We start from the raw sequence: 18,453 nt of genomic DNA, 5'->3' as shown, positions 1-18,453 counted from the left end.
AACGCGCCCCGGCCTTGTGTTTCAAGCGCCCTGCAAGATGGCGGGGCGACCCCGGTTGATCATCAGCACCAGCCCCGCGCCGATCAGGCATAACAGCCCCGCCGCAACGAAGGCAGGCATATAGCTGTGCCAGACCGTGCGCGACAGGCCGCCCGCCATCGCTGCGCTGGCCGCACCGAGTTGATGGCCGGCAAAGATCCAGCCAAAGACGATGTTGGCGCGTTCCGGCCCGAAGCGCTGGGCGGTCAGCTTGACCGTGGGCGGCACGGTCGCGACCCAGTCCAGACCGTAAAAGACGGCGAACAGCGACAGGCTGTAGAGCGAGAAGTCGCTGAACGGCAGATAGAGCAGCGACGCGCCACGCAGGCCGTAATACCAGAAGAGCAGCCAGCGATTGTCGTATCGGTCCGACAGCCAGCCCGACGCCAGTGTGCCGCCGAAATCGAACAGCCCCATCATCGCCAGCATCGACGCCGCGCCGATCGCCGCCAATCCATAATCGCCGCACAGAGCGATGAAATGGGTCTGGACCAGACCGTTGGTGCTGGCACCGCAAATATAGAAGGAGAGGAAGAGGAACCAGAAGGTCGGCACTTTGGCCGCGTCGCGCAGAACGGTGATCGGTGTCATCAGCAACGCGCCAAAGCCGATCGTCTGGGCCGGCGGCGGCTGGATAGCGCTGTCGCCATAGGGTGGCAGGCCGAGATCGGACGGGCGATCGCGCATCAGCAGCAATACGACCAGCGCCGCCAGCAGGATCGCGCCGCACACCAGCAGCACGGCAGAGCGCCAGCCCAAAGTGTCTGTCATTCCGGCGAGCAGCGGCAGGAAAGCCAGTTGGCCAGTCGCCGTGCTGGCGGACAGCAGCCCCATGACAAGCCCGCGCCGGTCCGAAAACCAGCGGGTGGCGACGGTTGCGCCCAGCACCATGGCGGTGAGGCCAGTGCCCAGCCCGATCACCACGCCCCATAGCAGCACCAATTGCCAAAGCTGGCTCATGCCCAGCGACAGCAGCAGGCCGATCGTGACGATGCCGAGCGAAATCAGCATCATCCGGCGCACGCCGAAGCGGTTCATGAAAGCAGCGGCAAAGGGGCCGATCAGGCCGAACAGCAGGAAGCGGATGGCCAGCGCAGCGGAAATGTCGGCGGCGGTCCACCCAAATTCGCGTTGCAGCGGCACGATGAACACGCCGGGCGCGCCGACCGCGCCTGCGACCACGAGCATGGTGAGGAAGGTGGCGGCTAGGACGACCCAGCCATAATGGATTTTGCCGGTCGCCAGACGCCGGGCCAATGCAGTCGACATCAAGCTACATCCCCTTCGCGCGTCAGCCGGATCACCGCCATATGACCGACGTGCAAGGGGCCAACAAGACGCCAGTTGCGGTCCGATGGACCCTGGGCAACAGAAAAGGCTCCGAATCGCTTCGAAGCCTTTTCCGGTTAGCCTGTATCTGGCGTCAGGCGGCGGCGAAGCGCGCCATGTGGCTGAGCTTGTCACCGGCAATGCGCATCATCGCCTTTTGCAGCTTTTCAAAGGCGCGCACCTCGATCTGGCGGACGCGCTCGCGCGATACCCCATAGACCTGACTCAGTTCCTCCAGCGTCTTGGGTTCTTCGGCCAGACGCCGTTCGGCCAGGATGTGCTTTTCGCGATCGTTGAGGTCCGTCATCGCCTCGACCAGCATTTCGTGGCGCTGAGTGCGTTCCTGCTCCTCGGCCACGCGCTCGTCCTGCAACGGATCGGTATCCTGCAACCAATCCTGCCACTGGCCGTCGCCATCCTCCCGCATGGGGACGTTGAGCGACGTATCGCCACCCATCGCCATGCGGCGGTTCATCGACACGACATCCTGCTCGGACACGCCCAGATCGGTCGCGATCTTGGTCACATCTTCCGGCTTCAGATCGCCATCCTCGAACGCTTCGATATTGTTCTTCATCCGGCGAAGGTTGAAAAACAGCTTCTTCTGCGATGCGGTGGTGCCCATTTTCACAAGCGACCAGCTGCGCAGGATGAATTCCTGGATCGAGGCGCGAATCCACCACATGGCGTAGGTCGCCAGGCGGAAGCCGCGGTCAGCCTCAAACTTCTTCACGCCCTGCATCAGGCCGATATTGCCTTCGGAGATCAGTTCGCTGACCGGCAGGCCATAGCCGCGATAACCCATCGCGATCTTCGCCACGAGGCGCAGATGCGAGGTCACCAGCTGGGCCGCAGCCTCAGGGTCCTGATGCTCCTCATACCGTTTGGCGAGCATATATTCCTGCTCAGGGGTCAGAAGCGGAAATTTGCGGATTTCCGACAGATAGCGGTTGAGGCTGGCTTCACCGCCCAGCGCCGGAACCGCGGGGACATTGCTCGTCTTGGCCATGTCGCTTCACCTTTCCCTTTCATGCGCGGTCGGACCCAGAAGAGGCGTCACAAAGACCGTCGCAAACTTGTTCATCTCTATACGTGGAGCAGGCTTAACAGTTCCTGCATATCGGCAGGGAGTGCACTTTGGAACATAAGCCGTTCGTCCGTTACCGGATGTATGAACCCCAGGCTTTTTGCGTGCAATGCCTGCCTTTTGAAACCCAGCGTTTCCAGTATTGATTTGAAACCTTTTCTTTCTCTACCGTAAACCGGATCACCGATCAAGGGGTGTCCGATATGGTGCATATGGACGCGGACCTGATGGGTGCGGCCGGTTTCCAGCCGACATTCCACCATGGCCGCGTCGCGTAGCCGTTCCACCGTGCGATAATGGGTGACGGCATGTTTGCCGCGCCCTTCGCGATGAACCGCCATCTTCTTTCGATCAGCGTCCGAACGACCGAGCCAGGCATCGACCGTGCCGGTGCCGGGCAGGGGATGGCCATAGACGATCGCGGCATAGAGTCGCTGGATGCTGTGATCCTTGAACTGGCGCGCCAGCCCGTCATGCGCCTTGTCCGATTTGGCGACGACCAGCAGGCCGGACGTATCCTTGTCGATGCGGTGGACGATGCCGGGCCGGGCGACGCCGCCAATGCCCGACAACTGACCCTGGCAATGATGCAGCAGCGCATTGACCAGCGTGCCGTCCAGATTGCCCGCGGCGGGATGGACGACCAGCCCGGCGGGCTTGTCCACGACGATCAGGTCCGCATCCTCATGCACGATGTGGAGCGGAATATCCTGCGCCTGCGTTTCCAGCGCTACGGGCGCGGGCAGGGTGATGGCGAAAGACTGGCCGGTCGCGACCTTGATGGTGGTGCCGATCTTGATCGGCTGGCCGGTCGAGCGGACATGGCCGTCGTTGATCAGCGCCTTCAACCGTTCGCGCGACAGGTCGGGCAGCAGGTCGGCCAGCGCCCGGTCGAGCCGCATCCCGTCCTGCGCCTGCGCGATTGTCGCTTCGATGATGGAAACCCCCGAACCCATTGGGTAGGGATGTAGGCATGGCGATTGCAATATCAAGGACGCTGCTGGACCAGATTCAGTCGATTGCGGCGGCGGACCGGGCGGAGGTGTGCGGCCTGTTGTTCGGCACGGCGGAGCGAATCGCGGCCATCGCGCCCGCCGCCAATGTCGCGCCGGACCCCGCGCGCCATTTCGAGCTGGACCCGGCGGCGCTGATCGCTGCGCACCGGGCGGCGCGGGCGGGCGGGCCACCGATCATCGGTCATTATCATTCGCATCCGTCCGGCGTGGCGGTGCCATCGGCGACAGATACGGCCTGCGCCGCGCCCGATGGCAGCCTGTGGCTGATCGTCGCGGCGGGCGAGGCGCGGCTCTGGGTGGCGCAGGGGGATGGCGCGGGTGGCGTGTGCTTCGCCCCGACGACGTTGCAGGTCGTATGAGCGAAAGGGCGCGCGGCGGGGTTGCATCGCCCGGCGCAGCAGCGCATTAGCCAGTCAGGCCATCCTTAGTTTCCACAAAATCGGCGGTGCAGACCCTGACATGACCCACCCCATCGACAGCATCGAATTTGCCAGCCTTCTGTGTTCGCGCTTGTGCCACGACCTGTTGAGTCCGGTTGGCGCGCTGAATAACGGGCTGGAACTGATGGCGGACGAAACCGACCCGGACATGCGTCAGCGCTGCCTGGACCTGCTGGCCGACAGTGCCCGCACATCCGCCAACAAGCTCAAATTCTTCCGCCTGGCATTCGGTTCGGCCGGGGGCTTTGGCGACGCAGTGCCGCCGCATGAGGCGCGGGTTGCGATCGAGGGGATGTTCGCGGGGACGGGCCGGGTCAAGATCGGCTGGATGGTTGAGGAGCAGATGCTGGGCAAGCTGCCGGTCAAGGTGCTGCTGAACCTGGCGCTGATCGTCGGCGACGCGCTGGTGCGGGGCGGGCAGCTGGATATTGGCGCGGAAAAGCGGCCCGGCGTGACAGAGATTGTCGTGCGGGGCGAAGGGCCAAAGGTCGTGCTGGACCCCGATCTGCGCGCGGCGCTGGCGGGGACGCTGCCCGCCGAAGGGCTGGCTTCGCGCACGGCGGCGGCATGGATGGTACGGCAGTTGGTGACCAATGCAGGCGGCGAGATCGCGCTGTCGCCTGCAGGCGAGCCTATGCTGCTGTTTGGTGCGTCCATTCCGGAGTGAGAGAGGGGGCGGGCCTGCTGAAGTTCGGTTCGCCCTGAGCGTGTCGAACGGCTGTAGTGCCCCGAAGAAAAGGACAAGGCTTCGACAGGCTCAGCCCGAACGGATTTTGAGTTCTCGGATGCGCCTCAATCCTCATCGTCCATAAGCGCTTCCACCGGGGGGTGCAGGCGCAGGCGGCTTACGCGGCGGCCATCGCTGGCCAATATTTCCAGTTTCCAGCCGCTCTGTTCATGGTCGAGTATCTCGCCCGGTTCCGGCACCCGGCCAGCGATGATGAAAGCGAGGCCGCCCAGCGTGTCGACATCCTCGTCAATGTCGCCCAGCTTCTCGTCAATCTCTTCGGCGACATCGTCCAGTTCGGCGCGCGCGTCTGCTTCCCACAGGCCGCCGGGCAGCGGCACCAGCATCGCTTCGGGGGCGTCGTCATGCTCATCCTCGACATCGCCGACGATTTCCTCGACCAGATCCTCGAACGTCAGCAGCCCTTCGGTGCCCGAATATTCGTCCAGCACGATGGCGAGATGGGTCCGCTTGGCACGCATTTCGGCCAGCAGGTCGAGCGCGCCCATGCTTTCGGGGACATAGAGCGGCTGGCGGATCAGCGGGGCCAGCGTGTCGGGGACGGGGGATTTGCCCGCCAGGATCGCGAAAGCATCGCGGATGTGGACCATGCCGACGATGGTGTCGAGCGTGTCGCGATAGACCGGGATGCGGCTATGGCCCGCTTCGGCAAACAGCGCGGCAAGATCGGCGAAACTGGCCTTCTCCTCGATCGCGATGATGTCGGCGCGCGGTACGGCGACGTCATCCACGGTATGTTCGGAAAAATGAAGCAGGTTGCGGACCATCTGGCGCTCGATCGCCGACAGGTCGCCCTTGGCGGGCGCAGCCGCGCCTTCGTCCTGCTCCTCCTCGTCATATTCGTCGAGCGCTTCCTCCAGTTCCTGCCGCAGCGTCGTGGATTCGTTATCGCCGAACAGAAGCGACTTTATGCCGCTCCATAAACCGCCTTCATTACTACTGTCCGATTCCTTGGAACCGTTGCCGTCCTTTGGGCTGCCCTCAGCCATAGTTCGTCCTACACCCCTGATAGAATATTATCCCCGTAGGGATCCGAAAGCCCAAGACTGGCCAGCGCCGCGACTTCCAGCGCTTCCATGACTTCGGCTTCATTGTCGTCCATATGATCATATCCAAGCAAATGAAAAGTCCCGTGGATAATCAAATGCGCAGCATGATCGGCAATGGAGATGCCCCGGTCGGCTGCTTCGGCGGCGCAAACCCCCTCCGCCAGCACGATGTCGCCCAGCAATATCTCGCCATCGTCCGTATTGGCGGTGCCTTCCAGCAGGTCGGCCTGCACCATCGGGAAGGACAGGACGTTGGTCGGCTTGTCCTTGTCGCGATAGGCGCGGTTGAGTTCATGGACTTCTTCATCCGTCGTCAGCTTGACCGCGACTTCGTAGGTCGCCGCATCAGTGGCGAAGGCGGCAAAGGGGCTGTGGGCGATGGCCGCAGACACGGCGCGCTGGGCAAGCATTTCCCAGTCCGTATCGGGCCAGCCAGTGTCATGGAGGACGGCGACGTCAATCATGGAACGAACTTTCCTCCGTTCGGGCTGAGCGAAGTCGAAGCCTTTGCCAGAGCGGAGCGAAGGCACCTCGCTCCGCTCGGTTGGGCACTTCGACTTCGCTCAGTGCGAACGGATTTTTTTGCTTACGCATCCGGCCCCTCATAAGCCTGCACGATCCGCCCGACGACCGGATGACGCACGACATCGCCGATGCCGAAGGGCACCATCGCGATGCCCTCCACCCCGTCCAGTCGCGCGACGGCATCGGCCAGGCCCGAAGCCCCCGGCAGCGGCAGATCGACCTGGCGGGGATCGCCGCAAATGACCATGCGGCTGCCTTCGCCAAAGCGGGTGAGGAACATCTTCATCTGGGCGATCGTGGTATTCTGCGCCTCGTCCAGCACGATGAAGGCGTTGGCCAGCGTTCGCCCGCGCATGAAGGCCAGCGGGGCGATCTCAATCTCTCCGCTGGCGATGCGCCGCTCGACCTGTTCGGCGGGCAGCGTGTCGTAGAGCGCGTCGTAGATCGGGCGGAGATAGGGGTCTACCTTCTCCTTCATGTCGCCGGGCAGGAAGCCCAGCCGCTCGCCCGCCTCGACCGCGGGGCGCGAGAGGATCAGCTTGTCGACCGTTCCGGTGATGAGCTGGCTGACCGCCTGCGCCACCGCCAGATAGGTCTTGCCCGTTCCTGCCGGCCCCAGGGCGAAGATGATGTCGTTCCGGTTCATCGCCTCCATATAGGTGACCTGCGTGGCGGATCGGGGGACGATGGTTTTCTTGCGCGTGCGGATCATCACCGTGGGCGGTTCGGCCACGTCATGGCGGATGATGCCGTCCAGCGTGGGTTCCGACGACATGGCGATCACGGCTTCCACCGCGCCCGTATCAATCTGTTGCCCGGCGACGATGCGGTTATAGAGGCCGGTCATGACGTCGCGCGCGCGGGCGGCGGCTTCCGCCTCGCCCTCGATCTGCAACTTGTTGCCGCGCGCAGCGATATAGACGCCCAGCCGATTTTCGATGGCGACCAGATTCTGGTCATATTGCCCGAACAGGGTGCCCAGCAGATGCGGCTTTTCGAACGTGACTTCGAGCCGCGCGCGTTCGGCGATGTCGGTGCGGGGTTGATGCGGTTTCTTGCCCATTCAAAAGCCTCCCTTGCCTGTCATGCATCTCGTTAGGATCGGCCAGAGCCGCAGATCGAAGAGATGGCGTCCCGCTGTTGCGGGAATGACGAGGCTTTGGTTCAAGCGGCTTTCCTCCTGCCAATTTCGCCGGCCAGACTATTGGGACCGGCGCTGATGATGTCGACCTCTATCATATCGCCGATCGCCTGGTCGGGGGCGGTGACGTGAACGGATTGCAGCCAGGGCGTCTTGCCGATCAATTGACCGGGATAGCGGCCCGCGCGTTCCAGCAATATGGTGGTGCGGCGTCCGACCGTGGCGGCGTTGAAGCCGACCTGATGGCGATTGATCGCCGCCTGTAGCCGCACGAGCCGATCGTCCATGACGTCGGCGGGTATTTGCCCGTCCATGTCGGCTGCTGGCGTGCCGGGGCGGGGGCTATATTTGAACGAATAGCATTGCGCATAGCCCACGGCGTCGACGATGCGCAGCGTGTCGGCAAATTCCTCCTCGGTCTCTCCGGGGAAGCCGACGATGAAGTCACCGGACAGGGCAATGTCCGGGCGCGCCGCGCGGACGCGATCGATCAGGCGCAGATAGCCCTCGACGCTATGGCTGCGGTTCATCGCCTTGAGGATGCGGTCATTGCCCGATTGCACCGGCAGATGGAGGAAGGGCATCAGCTTGTCGACGTCGCCATGGGCGGCGATCAGCCCGTCGCTCATGTCGTTGGGATGGCTGGTCGTATAGCGGATACGCTTGAGCGCATCGATCTTCGCCAGTTCCCGGACCAGACCGTCCATACCCTGTGCCCGGCCCTTGTCATCCTCGCCGGTCCAGGCGTTCACATTCTGGCCCAGCAGCGTGATTTCCTTCACCCCGCCATCCACCAGCGCCTTCGCCTCGTCGAGGATCGTGCCCCATGACCGGCTGATTTCCGCGCCGCGCGTATAGGGGACGACGCAATAGGTGCAGAATTTGTCGCACCCTTCCATGATCGTCAGAAAGGCGGTGGGCCGCGCCTGCTTGGTGCGGGCGGGCAGGGCGCCGAATTTCGATTCCGCCGGCATGTCGGTATCGACCGCCGCTTCGCCGCGACCCGCCTTTGCGATGAGGTCCGGCAGGCGGTGATAGGCCTGCGGGCCGACGACGATGTCCACCGTTCGGGCGCGGCGGCTGATTTCGCCGCCCTCGGCCTGCGCGACGCAGCCAGCGACCGCGATCATCGGGCGGCTGCCATCCTCGCGCGTCATCCGGCCAATGTCGGAATAGACCTTGTCCACTGCCTTTTCGCGGATGTGGCAGGTGTTGAGGATCACCAGATCGGCGTCATTCCCGTCCGCAGCGGCGGTCATGCCCCGCTCGCCCAGCATCTCGGCCATGCGTTCGCCATCATAGACGTTCATCTGGCAGCCGAAGGATTTTACGTGGAAGGTGGCTGGAGTCTTGGGCGGTAGGGGACGATTCATGGCCCAGCTATACAGGCGGCAGGGGGGTAGCGGAAGGCCGATGCTGCGATGCGGCGCTATCGGACGCATTTTGCGCGATGCTGGCGGCGATCGCGCCGCGTGCCGTTGCCGCTATGACCTTGCGATCGGCGCAATCGGCGGGGTCGAACGGCGGCAGAAAGCGCAGCGTCACGTCCAGCCGCCCCTTGCGCCCCAAAACGCGCCATGCGTTGGCGCCCGCCGGTTCGTCGCCATGCCAGGCGATGGCGGATGTCGCCGCGCCATAGTCGATATGCACCGGCTGGATCAGCACCGCGCGCGGCGGCGGCAGCAGCACGGCCAGAAGCGATGGCTTGAACGGCAGCAGCCCGCTGCCGTCGCTGGTCGTGCCTTCGGGAAATAGCGCGACCGGCTGATGCCCCAGCATGGCGGCGCGCAGCGCGTCGATCTGGCCCGACAGCGCGCCGCGCCGCTCACGGGCGACGAACAATGTGTTGTTCTGCGCCGCGAGCCAGCCGACGACCGGCCAGCGGGCAATGCCGTCATGCGCGACAAAGGCCGCGCCGGTGGCGCCGCCCATGGCCAATATGTCGATCCAGCTGACATGGTTGGCCAGCAGGAACATGTCGCCGCCATGCGGCTGTCCCGCGATCCGCACCCGCACGCCGACGGCGCGCGCGGCCATCGCCAGGAAACGGCGCGGCCAGGGCGACGGGCGACGAAGGACGCGCCAGAGCAGGTGGGGAGGCAGGCACAGCAGCAGGCTGGCAATCAGCGCGGCTATGCGCGACCAGCGACGAAGCGGCGGCAGCGCGTCAGTTCTTCCGGTCGAGGGCGACGCCGTACAATTCCATGCGATGATCGACCAGCCGGAAGCCCAGCTTTTCCGCGATCTGCTTTTGCAACTGTTCCAGTTCGGGGTCGACAAATTCGATCACATTGCCGGTTTCGACATCGATCAGATGATCGTGATGCGATTCGGGCGCAGCTTCGTAACGGGCGCGGCCATCGCCGAAATCATGGCGTTCCAGAATGCCGGCCTCTTCGAACAGGCGGACCGTGCGATAGACGGTGGCGATCGAGATGCCTGGGTCGATCGCAGCGGATCGCTTGTGCAATTCCTCGACATCGGGATGGTCGGTCGCATCACTCAGCACCTGGGCGATCACCCGGCGCTGTTCGGTGATGCGCAGCCCCTTTTCGTGACACAGGGCTTCGACGTCGATCTTGCGGTTCATGGAGTCTCGCTGGCTTTAGAGGTGCGGACAGTCAGACGAAGCCTAGCGGCTTTTCCTGTCGCGTAAAGGGGCACATGGCTGCATGCGCCCCTTTACACAAGACCGTTCCGTCAGCCGGGCGGATTACTTTGCGGCGCTGCCGCTACGGCGGCGCTTGGTGCCCAGGCCGATTTTCTTGGCCAGCGAGCGGCGCTGTTCGGCATAGTTGGGGGCGACCATCGGATAGTCGGCGGGCAGGCCCCATTTTGCGCGATAGTCTTCGGGCGTCATCTGATAATGGGTCATCAGGTGGCGCTTGAGCATCTTGAGCTTCTTGCCATCTTCCAGACAGATGATGAAGTCCGGCTTGATCGACGAACGGACCGAAACCGCAGGTTCGGGCTTGACGTCCGGCACGGCAGTCGGTTCGCTCAGGCCCGACAAGGCAGCGTGGACATTCTGGATCAGAGCAGCAACGTCAGATACAGACACGCTGTTATTGGAGACATGCGCGGCGACAATGTCCGATGTCAAAGTAATGAGCAGTTCGCTCTGTGCGGATTCTATTTCCATTGTCCTGTATCCTGTAAGGCTATTGTTGCGCGACCCGTCCTACGAGATTCATTTCAGGAACGGTACGTGTTCGCTAAACCTTGCCGGATAATTTCGCAAGAGCATTTGGCATCAAGCAAGCATGTCGATGCGAAAACTTAGAGCATCATAAAGTTGTCCATCATTGCCGCGATAGTAACCGGGGCGGCGATGCACGTATTCAAAGCCTGTTTTCTCATAGAGATGCACGGCGTTGTTGCTGGCGCGCACTTCCAGGTTCATGGATGTAATGCCTCTGCGACGCGCAGTGCGCAAACTGTCGCGCAGCAACGCTTCGCCAATGCCCCGTCCACGCCAGGCGGGGTCGACCGCCAGCAGCAGCAATTCGCATTCGTCGAGCACGGATCGCACCAGCGCAAAGCCCAGCGCCGCCGCGTCCACGCGCGCGATCGTCAGCCAGGTGCCGGGCATCATCATGACGCCGGCCAGTTGCGGCAATGTCCATGCCTCACCAAAAACCGGATCGAAGGCGGCCTCCATCACCGTCATCGCATCGGCCATCGCGTTGCGCTCGCTCTGGTCGTAGGTATCGAGGACAAGACCCGGCATCATGACGCGGCGCGCTCCGCCATGGTCTGCGCGTCGGCGCCCCGGCCATAAATGGGCGTTGCGGGCAGGGCGGGCTGGGCGGCGATCAGGCCATAGTCCGCTGCGTCGGGATAGAGATTGACCGCGGCGCCATGGCCGCGCGCGGTCACCAATGCTTCCGCCCCGGTGCCGTAGAGCGTGTCGATGTCGAGCTGCGTCGCCAGGGCGGCGATGGGGGTCGAGGCGACCGGGCTGGTCGCGTTCAGCCCGTCGGCGGTGAAGCATTGCCAGAATAGTTCGCCATGGCCGCCAGTGATGGTGACCGCGATCGGTCCGTCGCCAGCATGGAGTTGCGCCGCTTGCGCCGCGATCAGCGACGGCGCGCTATATCCGCGTAGTGGCAGTTGCCAAGCCAGCGCCAGCGCGCGGGCAGCGGCGATGCCGATGCGAACCCCGGTAAAGCTGCCGGGGCCGACATTGACGGCGATGGCATCCGCGCGACCACCGCCGGGCAGGGCGGCGATGGCGGGCAGCAGGGCTTCGGCATGGCCGCGCCCGACAATTTCATGGAAGCGCGCAACGGGCGCCCCATCTTCCAGCAGCGCGACGGACAAAGCCTGTGTCGCGGTGTCGATCACCAGCAGGCGCAAACCTTACCCCCCTCAACCTTCCTTCTTGCGGTTAGTCGATCTGTCGCGATTTGCCAAATGGTGGAAAGGGAAGGTTGACCCGATCAGACCGCGCGGACTTCCGTCACTTCGGGACATAATGTTTGAGCAGTTGCTCGATCCCGTTTTTCAGCGTCGCGCTGGATGAAGGGCAGCCAGCGCAGGCGCCCTGCATCTTGAGGAATACGGTGCCCTTGTCGAAGCCGCGATAGACGATGTCGCCGCCATCATTGGCGACGGCGGGGCGGACGCGCGTGTCGATAAGATCGCGGATCTGCGCGACGATTTCGGCGTCTTGCGGGTCGTCGCCGAATGCGTCGTCATCCAGCGGCACGGCTATGCCCGCGGCCGATCCCGGCGCGAACAGCGGCATGTTGGCGGAAAAATGGTCGAGCAGGATCGACAGTATGTCCGGCTTCACGTCCCGCCATTCCGATCCCGGCGCGATCGTCACCGACACGAAATTGCCGCCGAAAAAGACGCCGGTAACATCGCCCAGCCCGAACAGCGCGTTGGCGAGCGGCGATGCCTCCGCCTCTTCAGGGGTTGCGAAATCGCGCGTTCCATCGCCCATGACCGCCTGGCCGGGGAGGAATTTGATGGTTGCCGGATTGGGCGTCAGTTCGGTCTCTATCAGCATGGCCGCTATGTGGCGATTTGCAGGCGCAAGATCAAGCGCTGCGGGAACTTCGCTGGCACCCGTCGATTGTTGGGAATGACCCAGCAGGAGAGATAGAATGACGACGCCAAAGGATATTCGCGAACATTTCTGGAGCGATATGAGCAAAAGCCCCTTCGTCATGGTGGGGTTGAGCAATAGTCAGGACCATAGCCTGCCGATGACGGCCCAGCTTGATCCCGATGCCGATCATTGCTTCTGGTTCTATACATCGCGCGACAATCGCCTGGCCCCCGGCGGCCCCGCCATGGCCCAGTTCGCGGCGAAGGATCATGGCCTGTTCGCCTGCATCAACGGCACGCTGGTCGAGGAGACCGACCCGGCGGTGATCGACCGCTACTGGTCCAAGCAGGTTGAGGCCTGGTATGAGGGCGGTCGCAATGATCCCAACCTGCTGATGCTGCGCTTCGACCTTGGCACGGCGGAAATCTGGCTGGCCGACCTGTCGCTGACGGGCGTGTTCAAGATGATGTTCGGCGGTGATGTGTCCAAGGAGATGAAGTCCAAGCATGCCGAGGTCGCGCTGTAAGGCGATTGAGCGGCATATACTGAACCCCACGGGCGTGCGAAGGCGCGTTCCCAAGGGCAGGCGGCTGCGCTTCATCGCGCGGCCGCTTGCTATTTGCCTGCATCTTCGCCATATGCGTTGCAGCGCAGCAGAGGGACCATGATGGTTCCATAGCGATTGGCAGCGTGATCGTCCGCAACCTGGGTGGCTGGAACAGCCGCAATAGGATCACGGACCGGCCAATGAGAGTCTGCGCCAAGCTTGAGGCTTCCCTTTTCACGCGGGTCGTTTCGTAACCCGCCTCGCGCCCTTCCTGCGTCCGCAGTGCAAGTTGGCGTAAAGGCCCACTTGTGAGTTTTCCAAATGCAATTCAACGATTTTGGTCTGGCCGAGCCGATCACCAAGGCGCTTGCCTCCAAAAATTATGTGACACCCACGCCCATCCAGCAAAAGGCGATTCCCGTGCTGCTGGACGGCAAGGATCTGTGCGGCATCGCCCAGACCGGCACCGGCAAGACCGCCGCCTTCGCGCTGCCCAGCCTCGACTATTTTGCCCGCAACCCCAAGCCGACGCCGATCAAGGGCTGCCGGATGCTGGTGCTGGCCCCGACCCGCGAACTGGCCGCGCAGATCGCGCAGAGCTTCCGCGATTATGGCCGCTTTTTGAGGCTGTCGGTCGAAACCGTGTTCGGCGGCGTGCCCATCGGCAAGCAGATCCGGGCGCTGGCCGGGGGCGTCGACATCGTCGTCGCGACGCCGGGCCGTCTGCTCGACCTGATCGACCAGCGCGCGCTGACCATCAAGGACACGGAAATCTTCGTGCTCGACGAAGCGGACCAGATGATGGACATGGGCTTCATCCAGCCATTGAAGCGCATTGCCAAGATGCTGCCCGCCGATCGGCAAAACCTGTTCTTCTCGGCCACGATGCCCAAGGAAATCGAGGCGCTGGCCGCCCAGTTCCTCAACAATCCGGTCAAGGTCAGCGTTGCGCCGCAATCGACCACCGCAGAGCGCGTCCAACAGCGCGCCACCTTCGTCAATCAGGCCGAGAAGCAGGCGCTGCTCCACCTGATCCTGAAGAGCGAGGACATTGACCGCGCGCTGATCTTCACCCGCACCAAGCATGGCGCCGACCGCGTCGTGCGTTTCCTGGAAGGCGCGGGGATCGAGGCGTTCGCCATCCATGGCAACAAGAGCCAGGGCCAGCGCACCACCGCGCTCCAGGCGTTCCGCCAGGGCAAGGTGAAGCTGCTGGTGGCGACCGACATCGCCGCGCGCGGCATCGACGTGTCGGGCGTGTCCCACGTCATCAACTTCGAAATCCCCAATGTGCCCGAACAATATGTCCACCGCATCGGCCGCACCGCGCGCGCCGGGGCCGAAGGCGTTGCGATCAGCTTCGTGGCGGACGATGAGCGGCCTTATCTCAAGGCGATCGAACGGGCGACGCGGGTGAAGCTGGCGATCGAACCGCTGCCGGAGAATTTCATGGAAGCGGTGCGGAACCTGCCCAAGCCTGCCGCCCCCAAGAAGGGACCGAGCCAGACGCCGCAGCAGCAGGCGCGTCGCGCCGAAGGGCAGCGCAAATATCAGGATGGCCAGCGCCAGCAGCGCGGTACCCCCGACCGGGCGCATCGCACCGATGCCGAGGGTGGCGAGAAGCGGCCCTTCCGCCGTCGCCGCAGCGGCGGTGGCGTCGGCGCGCACAAGGGCGCGGTCCAGCGCACCGGCGCGCCGCGCTGATGCAGTCTTCCGTTCGTTTCGAGCGTGGTCGGAAAACTATTCCGACACGCTCGAAGCGAACGATATTTTGCGGCGTCCCATGACCATCTTTGTCAGTAGCCATTCAGGAAAATCCCGTTAGGCTCCCCGGCCTATGAGATTGTTCCCCCGGCGCGCCGCCGCTTCGCTGACTGTCCTTGCCCTGCTGCTGTCGGGGGCGCCTGCGCCGCTGGCGGCCCGGACGGAATCTGCCCCTGCCGCCACGTCAGGCGCGCTCGCGCCGAAGGTGCGGCCGTGGCTTTACGAAAATAGCGATGTGCCGATTGATGCCGCATGGCGGTTTGGCACTTTGTCCAATGGCCTGCGCTATGCGATCCGTCGCAACGGCGTGCCGCCGGGGCAGGTGTCCGTGCGGTTGCGGATCGACGCGGGATCGCTGATGGAGCGGCCCGACGAGCAGGGCTATGCCCATTTCATGGAGCATCTGACCTTTCGTGGGTCACGCCATGTCCCCGATGGCGAATCCAAGCGTATCTGGCAGCGGCTGGGCGTGACATTCGGCAGCGACAGCAATGCGCAGACGACGCCGACCGGCACCAGCTATGCGCTCGACCTGCCGCAGGCGACGCCGCAGAGCCTGGGCGAAAGCCTGAAGATTCTGGCGGGGATGATGGCTGATCCCAATATTGTCGACAGCGCGGTCGATGCCGAGCGCGCGGTGGTGCTGGCCGAACGACGCGAGAGCGACGGGCCGCAGACGCGGATTTCCGACGTCAGTCGCGAGCATTTCTTCGCCGGGCAACCCATGGCCGATCGTGCGCCGATCGGCACGGTGGCGACGCTCAACGCCGCGACGGCGGCGAAGATGACGGCGTTTCACGAGCGCTGGTATCGCCCGGAAAACGCCGTGATCGCGATAGCGGGGGATATTGATCCGGCGCTGGCCGAACAGCTGATCAAGGACCAGTTTGGCGGCTGGTCCGTGCCCGGCAAGGGCGCGCCCATGCCCGACTTCGGCGCGCCCGATCCCAAGTTCCCCGCCACCCGCGTTGCGGTGGAGCCGGGCGTGCCGCTGGGCCTGACGCTTGCTTGGCTGCGCCCGTGGAAGCCGCGCGCCGACACTATCCTCTACAATCAGGACAAGCTGACCGACATGCTGGCGTTGCAGATCATCAGCCGCCGGCTGGAGCAGGCGGCGCGTAGCGGTGGCAGCTTCCTGCAATCGAGTGTCGAGCAGCAGGATGTCAGCCGATCGGTCGATGGTACGTTCATGACCATCATCCCGGTGGGCGAGAATTGGCAAAAGGCGCTGGCCGATGTGCGCGGCATCGTGGAGGACGCCAAGACCACGCCGCCCAGCCAGACCGAAATCGACCGCGAATATGCGCAGATGGATACGGCGCTGGCAATCCAGGTCGAAAATGCCGATACGGAGGCGGGCGCGAAACAGGCGAGCGACCTGATCAGTGCGGTCGATATTCGCGAAACGACGGTCAGCCCCGACGCGGCGCTCAGCATCTTCCGCTCTGGCAAGGCGAACATGACCCCTGTCAAGATCGTCGAATCGACCAACCGGCTGTTTTCGGCGGGCGTGTTCCGCGCCCTGCTGGTGACGGGCACGGCGCAGCCGGGTCTGGACGCGAAGCTGGCGGCGGCCGTCGCCGCGCCGGTCAAGGCGGCGACCAATGCGCGGCTGGCCGACAAGATCGTGACGATGGCGGACCTGCCCAAGCTGGGTGCGCCGGCCACGGTCGTTTCCCGCACGCCCATTGGCCTTGCCGGAATGGAAAGCATCACCTTTTCCAACGGGGTGAAGCTGACGCTGTTCGCCAATGATGCCGAGACGGAAAAGGTGCGGATCAACGTACGCTTCGGTCATGGCCAACAGGCCTTCTCCCCGGTCAAGCCGGTGGCGAGCTGGGCAGGGGATTATGCGCTGGTGGCCAGTGGCATCGGCACGCTGGGCCAGCGCGAGCTGGACGACCTGACCAATGGTCGCCGCATGGGCATGGATTTTTCGATCGACGAAGATGCGTTCGAATTGCAGGCGGTGACGCGCCCGGCCGACTATAAGGACCAGTTGCGCCTGTTCGCGACCAAGCTGGGTGCGCCCGGATGGGACCCGGCGCCGATCGCGCGGGTCAAGGCTGGCGCGACCGTTGCCTATGACGCCATGACCCGTTCGCCCGACGCTGTGCTGGGGCGTGATCTGGGCTGGTTGCTGCATGACAAGGATGTGCGGTTTCGCACCCCGTCGCTGGCCGAAATCAACGCGCTGACGCCGCAGGCCTTCCGCGCGACATGGGAACCGATTCTGGCGTCGGGACCGATAGAGGTGCAGATTTTCGGGCAGGTAAAGCCGGACGACGCGATAGCGGCAGTGGCGCAGACGCTGGGCGCGTTGCCGCCCCGCACCGATACGCCCGTGCCCGCCGCCAACCTGGCGATGCGCTTTCCTGCCCATGTCGAAACCCCGATCGTGCTGCGGCACAAGGGCGACAAGGAACAGGCCGCCGCCGTCATGGCATGGCCGACATCGGGGGGCTTCACCCTGCAAAAGGAAGCGCGCCAGCTGGAGATACTGACACAGATCTTCAACGACCGGCTGTTCGACCGGCTGCGATCGACCGAGGGTGCGGCCTATTCGCCCAGCGTCCAGAATAGCTGGCCATTTTCCTATGAGAGTGGCGGCTATATATTGGTGACGAGCCAGGTGCGGCCCGACCGGATCGCCTATTTCTACGATGTGGTGAAATCGACCGCGGCCGATCTGGCCAGGACGCCGGTCAGCGAGGATGAATTGCAGCGGGCGGTCGCGCCGATGCGGCAGATGCTGATGCGGGCCGGGACGGGCAATGCCTTCTGGATGAACCAGATGGAAGGCGCGACCCATGATGCGCGCTATGTGGCGGCGATGCAGACGATGGCGCAGGATATGCTGACTGTCACGCCAGCCCAGTTGCAGGCGCTGGCCGCCCGCTATCTGGTTCCGGCCAAAAGCTGGTCGGCGATTGTCCTGCCCGAAGGGGTCGAGGCGAAATAGCCGGGGGGGGCGCTGCTGGTCCGGCGCCCCGTTTTTGTCTAGCAGATGGCGCGCAGCGCCGCGACGATCATCAGTGCGGAGAGGCGGGCGGTGTCGGTTGCGCTGAGGCTGGGGCGCGAAAGGCTGCGATGGCCAAGGCCGAACAGGCAGGCGAGGACAATTTCTTCCGCGCCGTCCAGCGCTTCGCCTGACAGGTCGGGATTGGCCGCGCAGGCAAAGTCGCGAATATAGCCGCGAAACCGCACGCACATCGCCGCGATCATATCCCCGACCGGCCGGTTGCGGAAACTTTCGGCCAGAATGTCGAAGGACAGCGCTTCGTCCTTTTCATCGACGACATGCAGCAGCAATTCCTCGAACGTCTGTTCGACCGTCAGTTCGCCAGCGTCGAGCCGCGAGCGCAGCGCATCCATATGCATGCAGCGTTCGTCATAATCCGCCTGTACGATGGCGGCGATGATGTCTTCCTTGCCCTTGAACAGACGATATATCTGCCCGACCGAAACCTGGGCTGCTACGGCCAGTTCGGCCATGGAGGATTGATGGAAGCCATGGCTGTCGAACAGCGTTCGGGCGGCTTCCAAGATCCGCTCCTTACCCGACCTTTCCGGTACGGTCTGTTTTTGCTGCGCTGCAACCAATTTGCCCTCCTAGACATTTTCTCTCTTGAATTCACATTGGCATGATCCTACCTGCCGCGCAAGCGGAATGAACGTTCATTCCGATCAGTATCCTATCAAAACGGAA

The 18,453-nt window shown here is 63.7% G+C and carries 18 protein-coding genes and 1 pseudogene; 5 read left to right on the top strand and 14 right to left on the bottom strand.

Annotation, left to right across the window (positions count from 1 at the left end; genetic code table 11):
* Positions 1–21: 21 nt before the first annotated feature.
* From CJD35_RS00685 to CJD35_RS00675, 3 genes are all read right to left on the bottom strand, one after another.
* Positions 22–1,311 (bottom strand): MFS transporter, encoded by a 1,290-nt coding sequence (locus CJD35_RS00685; RefSeq protein WP_026002589.1) that lies wholly within the window; start codon positions 1,309–1,311, stop codon positions 22–24.
* 151 nt (positions 1,312–1,462) lie between these two features.
* On the bottom strand, positions 1,463–2,377 hold the full coding sequence (rpoH, locus tag CJD35_RS00680; RefSeq protein WP_017184217.1) for an RNA polymerase sigma factor RpoH: 915 nt from the start codon (positions 2,375–2,377) through the stop codon (positions 1,463–1,465).
* Between the two features lie 77 nt (positions 2,378–2,454).
* Positions 2,455–3,411, bottom strand: coding sequence for an RluA family pseudouridine synthase (locus CJD35_RS00675; protein WP_017184216.1), 957 nt, complete (start codon positions 3,409–3,411; stop codon positions 2,455–2,457).
* 17 nt (positions 3,412–3,428) lie between these two features.
* Here CJD35_RS00675 and CJD35_RS00670 point away from each other — a divergent pair, with 17 nt between their 5' ends.
* Both CJD35_RS00670 and CJD35_RS00665 read left to right on the top strand, forming a co-directional pair.
* Positions 3,429–3,830 (top strand): Mov34/MPN/PAD-1 family protein, encoded by a 402-nt coding sequence (locus tag CJD35_RS00670; protein WP_017184215.1) that lies wholly within the window; start codon positions 3,429–3,431, stop codon positions 3,828–3,830.
* Positions 3,831–3,930: 100 nt separating this feature from the next.
* On the top strand, positions 3,931–4,578 hold the full coding sequence (locus CJD35_RS00665) for a histidine phosphotransferase family protein (protein WP_017184214.1): 648 nt from the start codon (positions 3,931–3,933) through the stop codon (positions 4,576–4,578).
* Between the two features lie 125 nt (positions 4,579–4,703).
* Here the strand turns inward: CJD35_RS00665 and CJD35_RS00660 are convergent, their stop codons facing one another.
* The 10 genes and pseudogenes from CJD35_RS00660 to CJD35_RS00615 form a co-directional block, all read right to left on the bottom strand.
* Entirely contained in the window at positions 4,704–5,648 is a 945-nt protein-coding gene (locus tag CJD35_RS00660; protein WP_019053809.1) for a hemolysin family protein, read from the bottom strand.
* A gap of 8 nt (positions 5,649–5,656) precedes the next feature.
* Positions 5,657–6,172, bottom strand: coding sequence for an rRNA maturation RNase YbeY (ybeY, locus tag CJD35_RS00655; protein WP_017184212.1), 516 nt, complete (start codon positions 6,170–6,172; stop codon positions 5,657–5,659).
* A 122-nt stretch (positions 6,173–6,294) separates the two neighbouring features.
* A complete protein-coding gene (locus tag CJD35_RS00650; RefSeq protein WP_017184211.1) occupies positions 6,295–7,296 on the bottom strand; it encodes a PhoH family protein in 1,002 nt (333 codons plus the stop codon).
* 101 nt (positions 7,297–7,397) lie between these two features.
* On the bottom strand, positions 7,398–8,747 hold the full coding sequence (gene miaB, locus CJD35_RS00645) for a tRNA (N6-isopentenyl adenosine(37)-C2)-methylthiotransferase MiaB (RefSeq protein ID WP_026002588.1): 1,350 nt from the start codon (positions 8,745–8,747) through the stop codon (positions 7,398–7,400).
* A gap of 7 nt (positions 8,748–8,754) precedes the next feature.
* Entirely contained in the window at positions 8,755–9,537 is a 783-nt protein-coding gene (locus tag CJD35_RS00640) for a lysophospholipid acyltransferase family protein (protein WP_037515043.1), read from the bottom strand.
* Between the two features lie 4 nt (positions 9,538–9,541).
* Positions 9,542–9,964: a Fur family transcriptional regulator gene (locus tag CJD35_RS00635; RefSeq protein ID WP_017184208.1), complete on the bottom strand. Its 423-nt coding sequence runs from the start codon at positions 9,962–9,964 to the stop codon at positions 9,542–9,544.
* Between the two features lie 123 nt (positions 9,965–10,087).
* Complete coding sequence (locus CJD35_RS00630; protein WP_017184207.1) at positions 10,088–10,516, bottom strand: Ros/MucR family transcriptional regulator; 429 nt, start codon at positions 10,514–10,516, stop codon at positions 10,088–10,090.
* A 111-nt stretch (positions 10,517–10,627) separates the two neighbouring features.
* Positions 10,628–11,107, bottom strand: a complete 480-nt coding sequence (rimI, locus tag CJD35_RS00625; protein ID WP_017184206.1) for a ribosomal protein S18-alanine N-acetyltransferase — start codon at positions 11,105–11,107, stop codon at positions 10,628–10,630.
* Positions 11,104–11,733, bottom strand: coding sequence for a tRNA (adenosine(37)-N6)-threonylcarbamoyltransferase complex dimerization subunit type 1 TsaB (gene tsaB, locus CJD35_RS00620; protein ID WP_017184205.1), 630 nt, complete (start codon positions 11,731–11,733; stop codon positions 11,104–11,106). Before tsaB ends, rimI begins: the two co-directional genes overlap by 4 nt.
* An 83-nt stretch (positions 11,734–11,816) precedes the next feature.
* A pseudogene (locus CJD35_RS00615) lies at positions 11,817–12,391 on the bottom strand (NifU family protein).
* 97 nt (positions 12,392–12,488) lie between these two features.
* On the opposite strand from CJD35_RS00615, the gene CJD35_RS00610 reads away from it, so the two are divergent.
* The 3 genes from CJD35_RS00610 (at position 12,489) to CJD35_RS00600 (ending at position 17,706) form a co-directional block, all read left to right on the top strand.
* A complete protein-coding gene (locus CJD35_RS00610) occupies positions 12,489–12,959 on the top strand; it encodes a pyridoxamine 5'-phosphate oxidase family protein (protein ID WP_017184203.1) in 471 nt (156 codons plus the stop codon).
* A 342-nt stretch (positions 12,960–13,301) separates the two neighbouring features.
* Entirely contained in the window at positions 13,302–14,684 is a 1,383-nt protein-coding gene (locus CJD35_RS00605; protein WP_017184201.1) for a DEAD/DEAH box helicase, read from the top strand.
* A gap of 133 nt (positions 14,685–14,817) precedes the next feature.
* Entirely contained in the window at positions 14,818–17,706 is a 2,889-nt protein-coding gene (locus CJD35_RS00600) for a M16 family metallopeptidase (RefSeq protein ID WP_026002587.1), read from the top strand.
* Positions 17,707–17,744: 38 nt separating this feature from the next.
* Here the strand turns inward: CJD35_RS00600 and CJD35_RS00595 are convergent, their stop codons facing one another.
* The gene (locus tag CJD35_RS00595) at positions 17,745–18,347 is read right to left on the bottom strand and encodes a TetR/AcrR family transcriptional regulator (RefSeq protein ID WP_026002586.1); all 603 of its coding nucleotides are present in this window, start codon (positions 18,345–18,347) and stop codon (positions 17,745–17,747) included.
* Positions 18,348–18,453 lie beyond the last annotated feature (106 nt).

This window comes from Sphingobium xenophagum, from assembly GCF_002288285.1.
GTDB lineage: Bacteria > Pseudomonadota > Alphaproteobacteria > Sphingomonadales > Sphingomonadaceae > Sphingobium > Sphingobium xenophagum.
The sequence above is the reverse complement of the archived record's forward strand: the minus strand, read 5'-3'. Positions and strand labels throughout refer to the sequence as shown.

Coding starts and splice junctions, on each gene's coding strand:
- rpoH (WP_017184217.1), bottom strand. CDS start 2,377: ATGGCCAAGACGAGCAATGTCCCCGCGGTTCCGGCGCTGGGCGGTGAA.
- CJD35_RS00675 (WP_017184216.1), bottom strand. CDS start 3,411: ATGGGTTCGGGGGTTTCCATCATCGAAGCGACAATCGCGCAGGCGCAG.
- CJD35_RS00670 (WP_017184215.1), top strand. CDS start 3,429: ATGGCGATTGCAATATCAAGGACGCTGCTGGACCAGATTCAGTCGATT.
- CJD35_RS00665 (WP_017184214.1), top strand. CDS start 3,931: ATGACCCACCCCATCGACAGCATCGAATTTGCCAGCCTTCTGTGTTCG.
- CJD35_RS00660 (WP_019053809.1), bottom strand. CDS start 5,648: ATGGCTGAGGGCAGCCCAAAGGACGGCAACGGTTCCAAGGAATCGGAC.
- ybeY (WP_017184212.1), bottom strand. CDS start 6,172: ATGATTGACGTCGCCGTCCTCCATGACACTGGCTGGCCCGATACGGAC.
- CJD35_RS00650 (WP_017184211.1), bottom strand. CDS start 7,296: ATGGGCAAGAAACCGCATCAACCCCGCACCGACATCGCCGAACGCGCG.
- miaB (WP_026002588.1), bottom strand. CDS start 8,747: ATGAATCGTCCCCTACCGCCCAAGACTCCAGCCACCTTCCACGTAAAA.
- CJD35_RS00635 (WP_017184208.1), bottom strand. CDS start 9,964: ATGAACCGCAAGATCGACGTCGAAGCCCTGTGTCACGAAAAGGGGCTG.
- CJD35_RS00630 (WP_017184207.1), bottom strand. CDS start 10,516: ATGGAAATAGAATCCGCACAGAGCGAACTGCTCATTACTTTGACATCG.
- rimI (WP_017184206.1), bottom strand. CDS start 11,107: ATGATGCCGGGTCTTGTCCTCGATACCTACGACCAGAGCGAGCGCAAC.
- CJD35_RS00610 (WP_017184203.1), top strand. CDS start 12,489: ATGACGACGCCAAAGGATATTCGCGAACATTTCTGGAGCGATATGAGC.
- CJD35_RS00605 (WP_017184201.1), top strand. CDS start 13,302: ATGCAATTCAACGATTTTGGTCTGGCCGAGCCGATCACCAAGGCGCTT.
- CJD35_RS00600 (WP_026002587.1), top strand. CDS start 14,818: ATGAGATTGTTCCCCCGGCGCGCCGCCGCTTCGCTGACTGTCCTTGCC.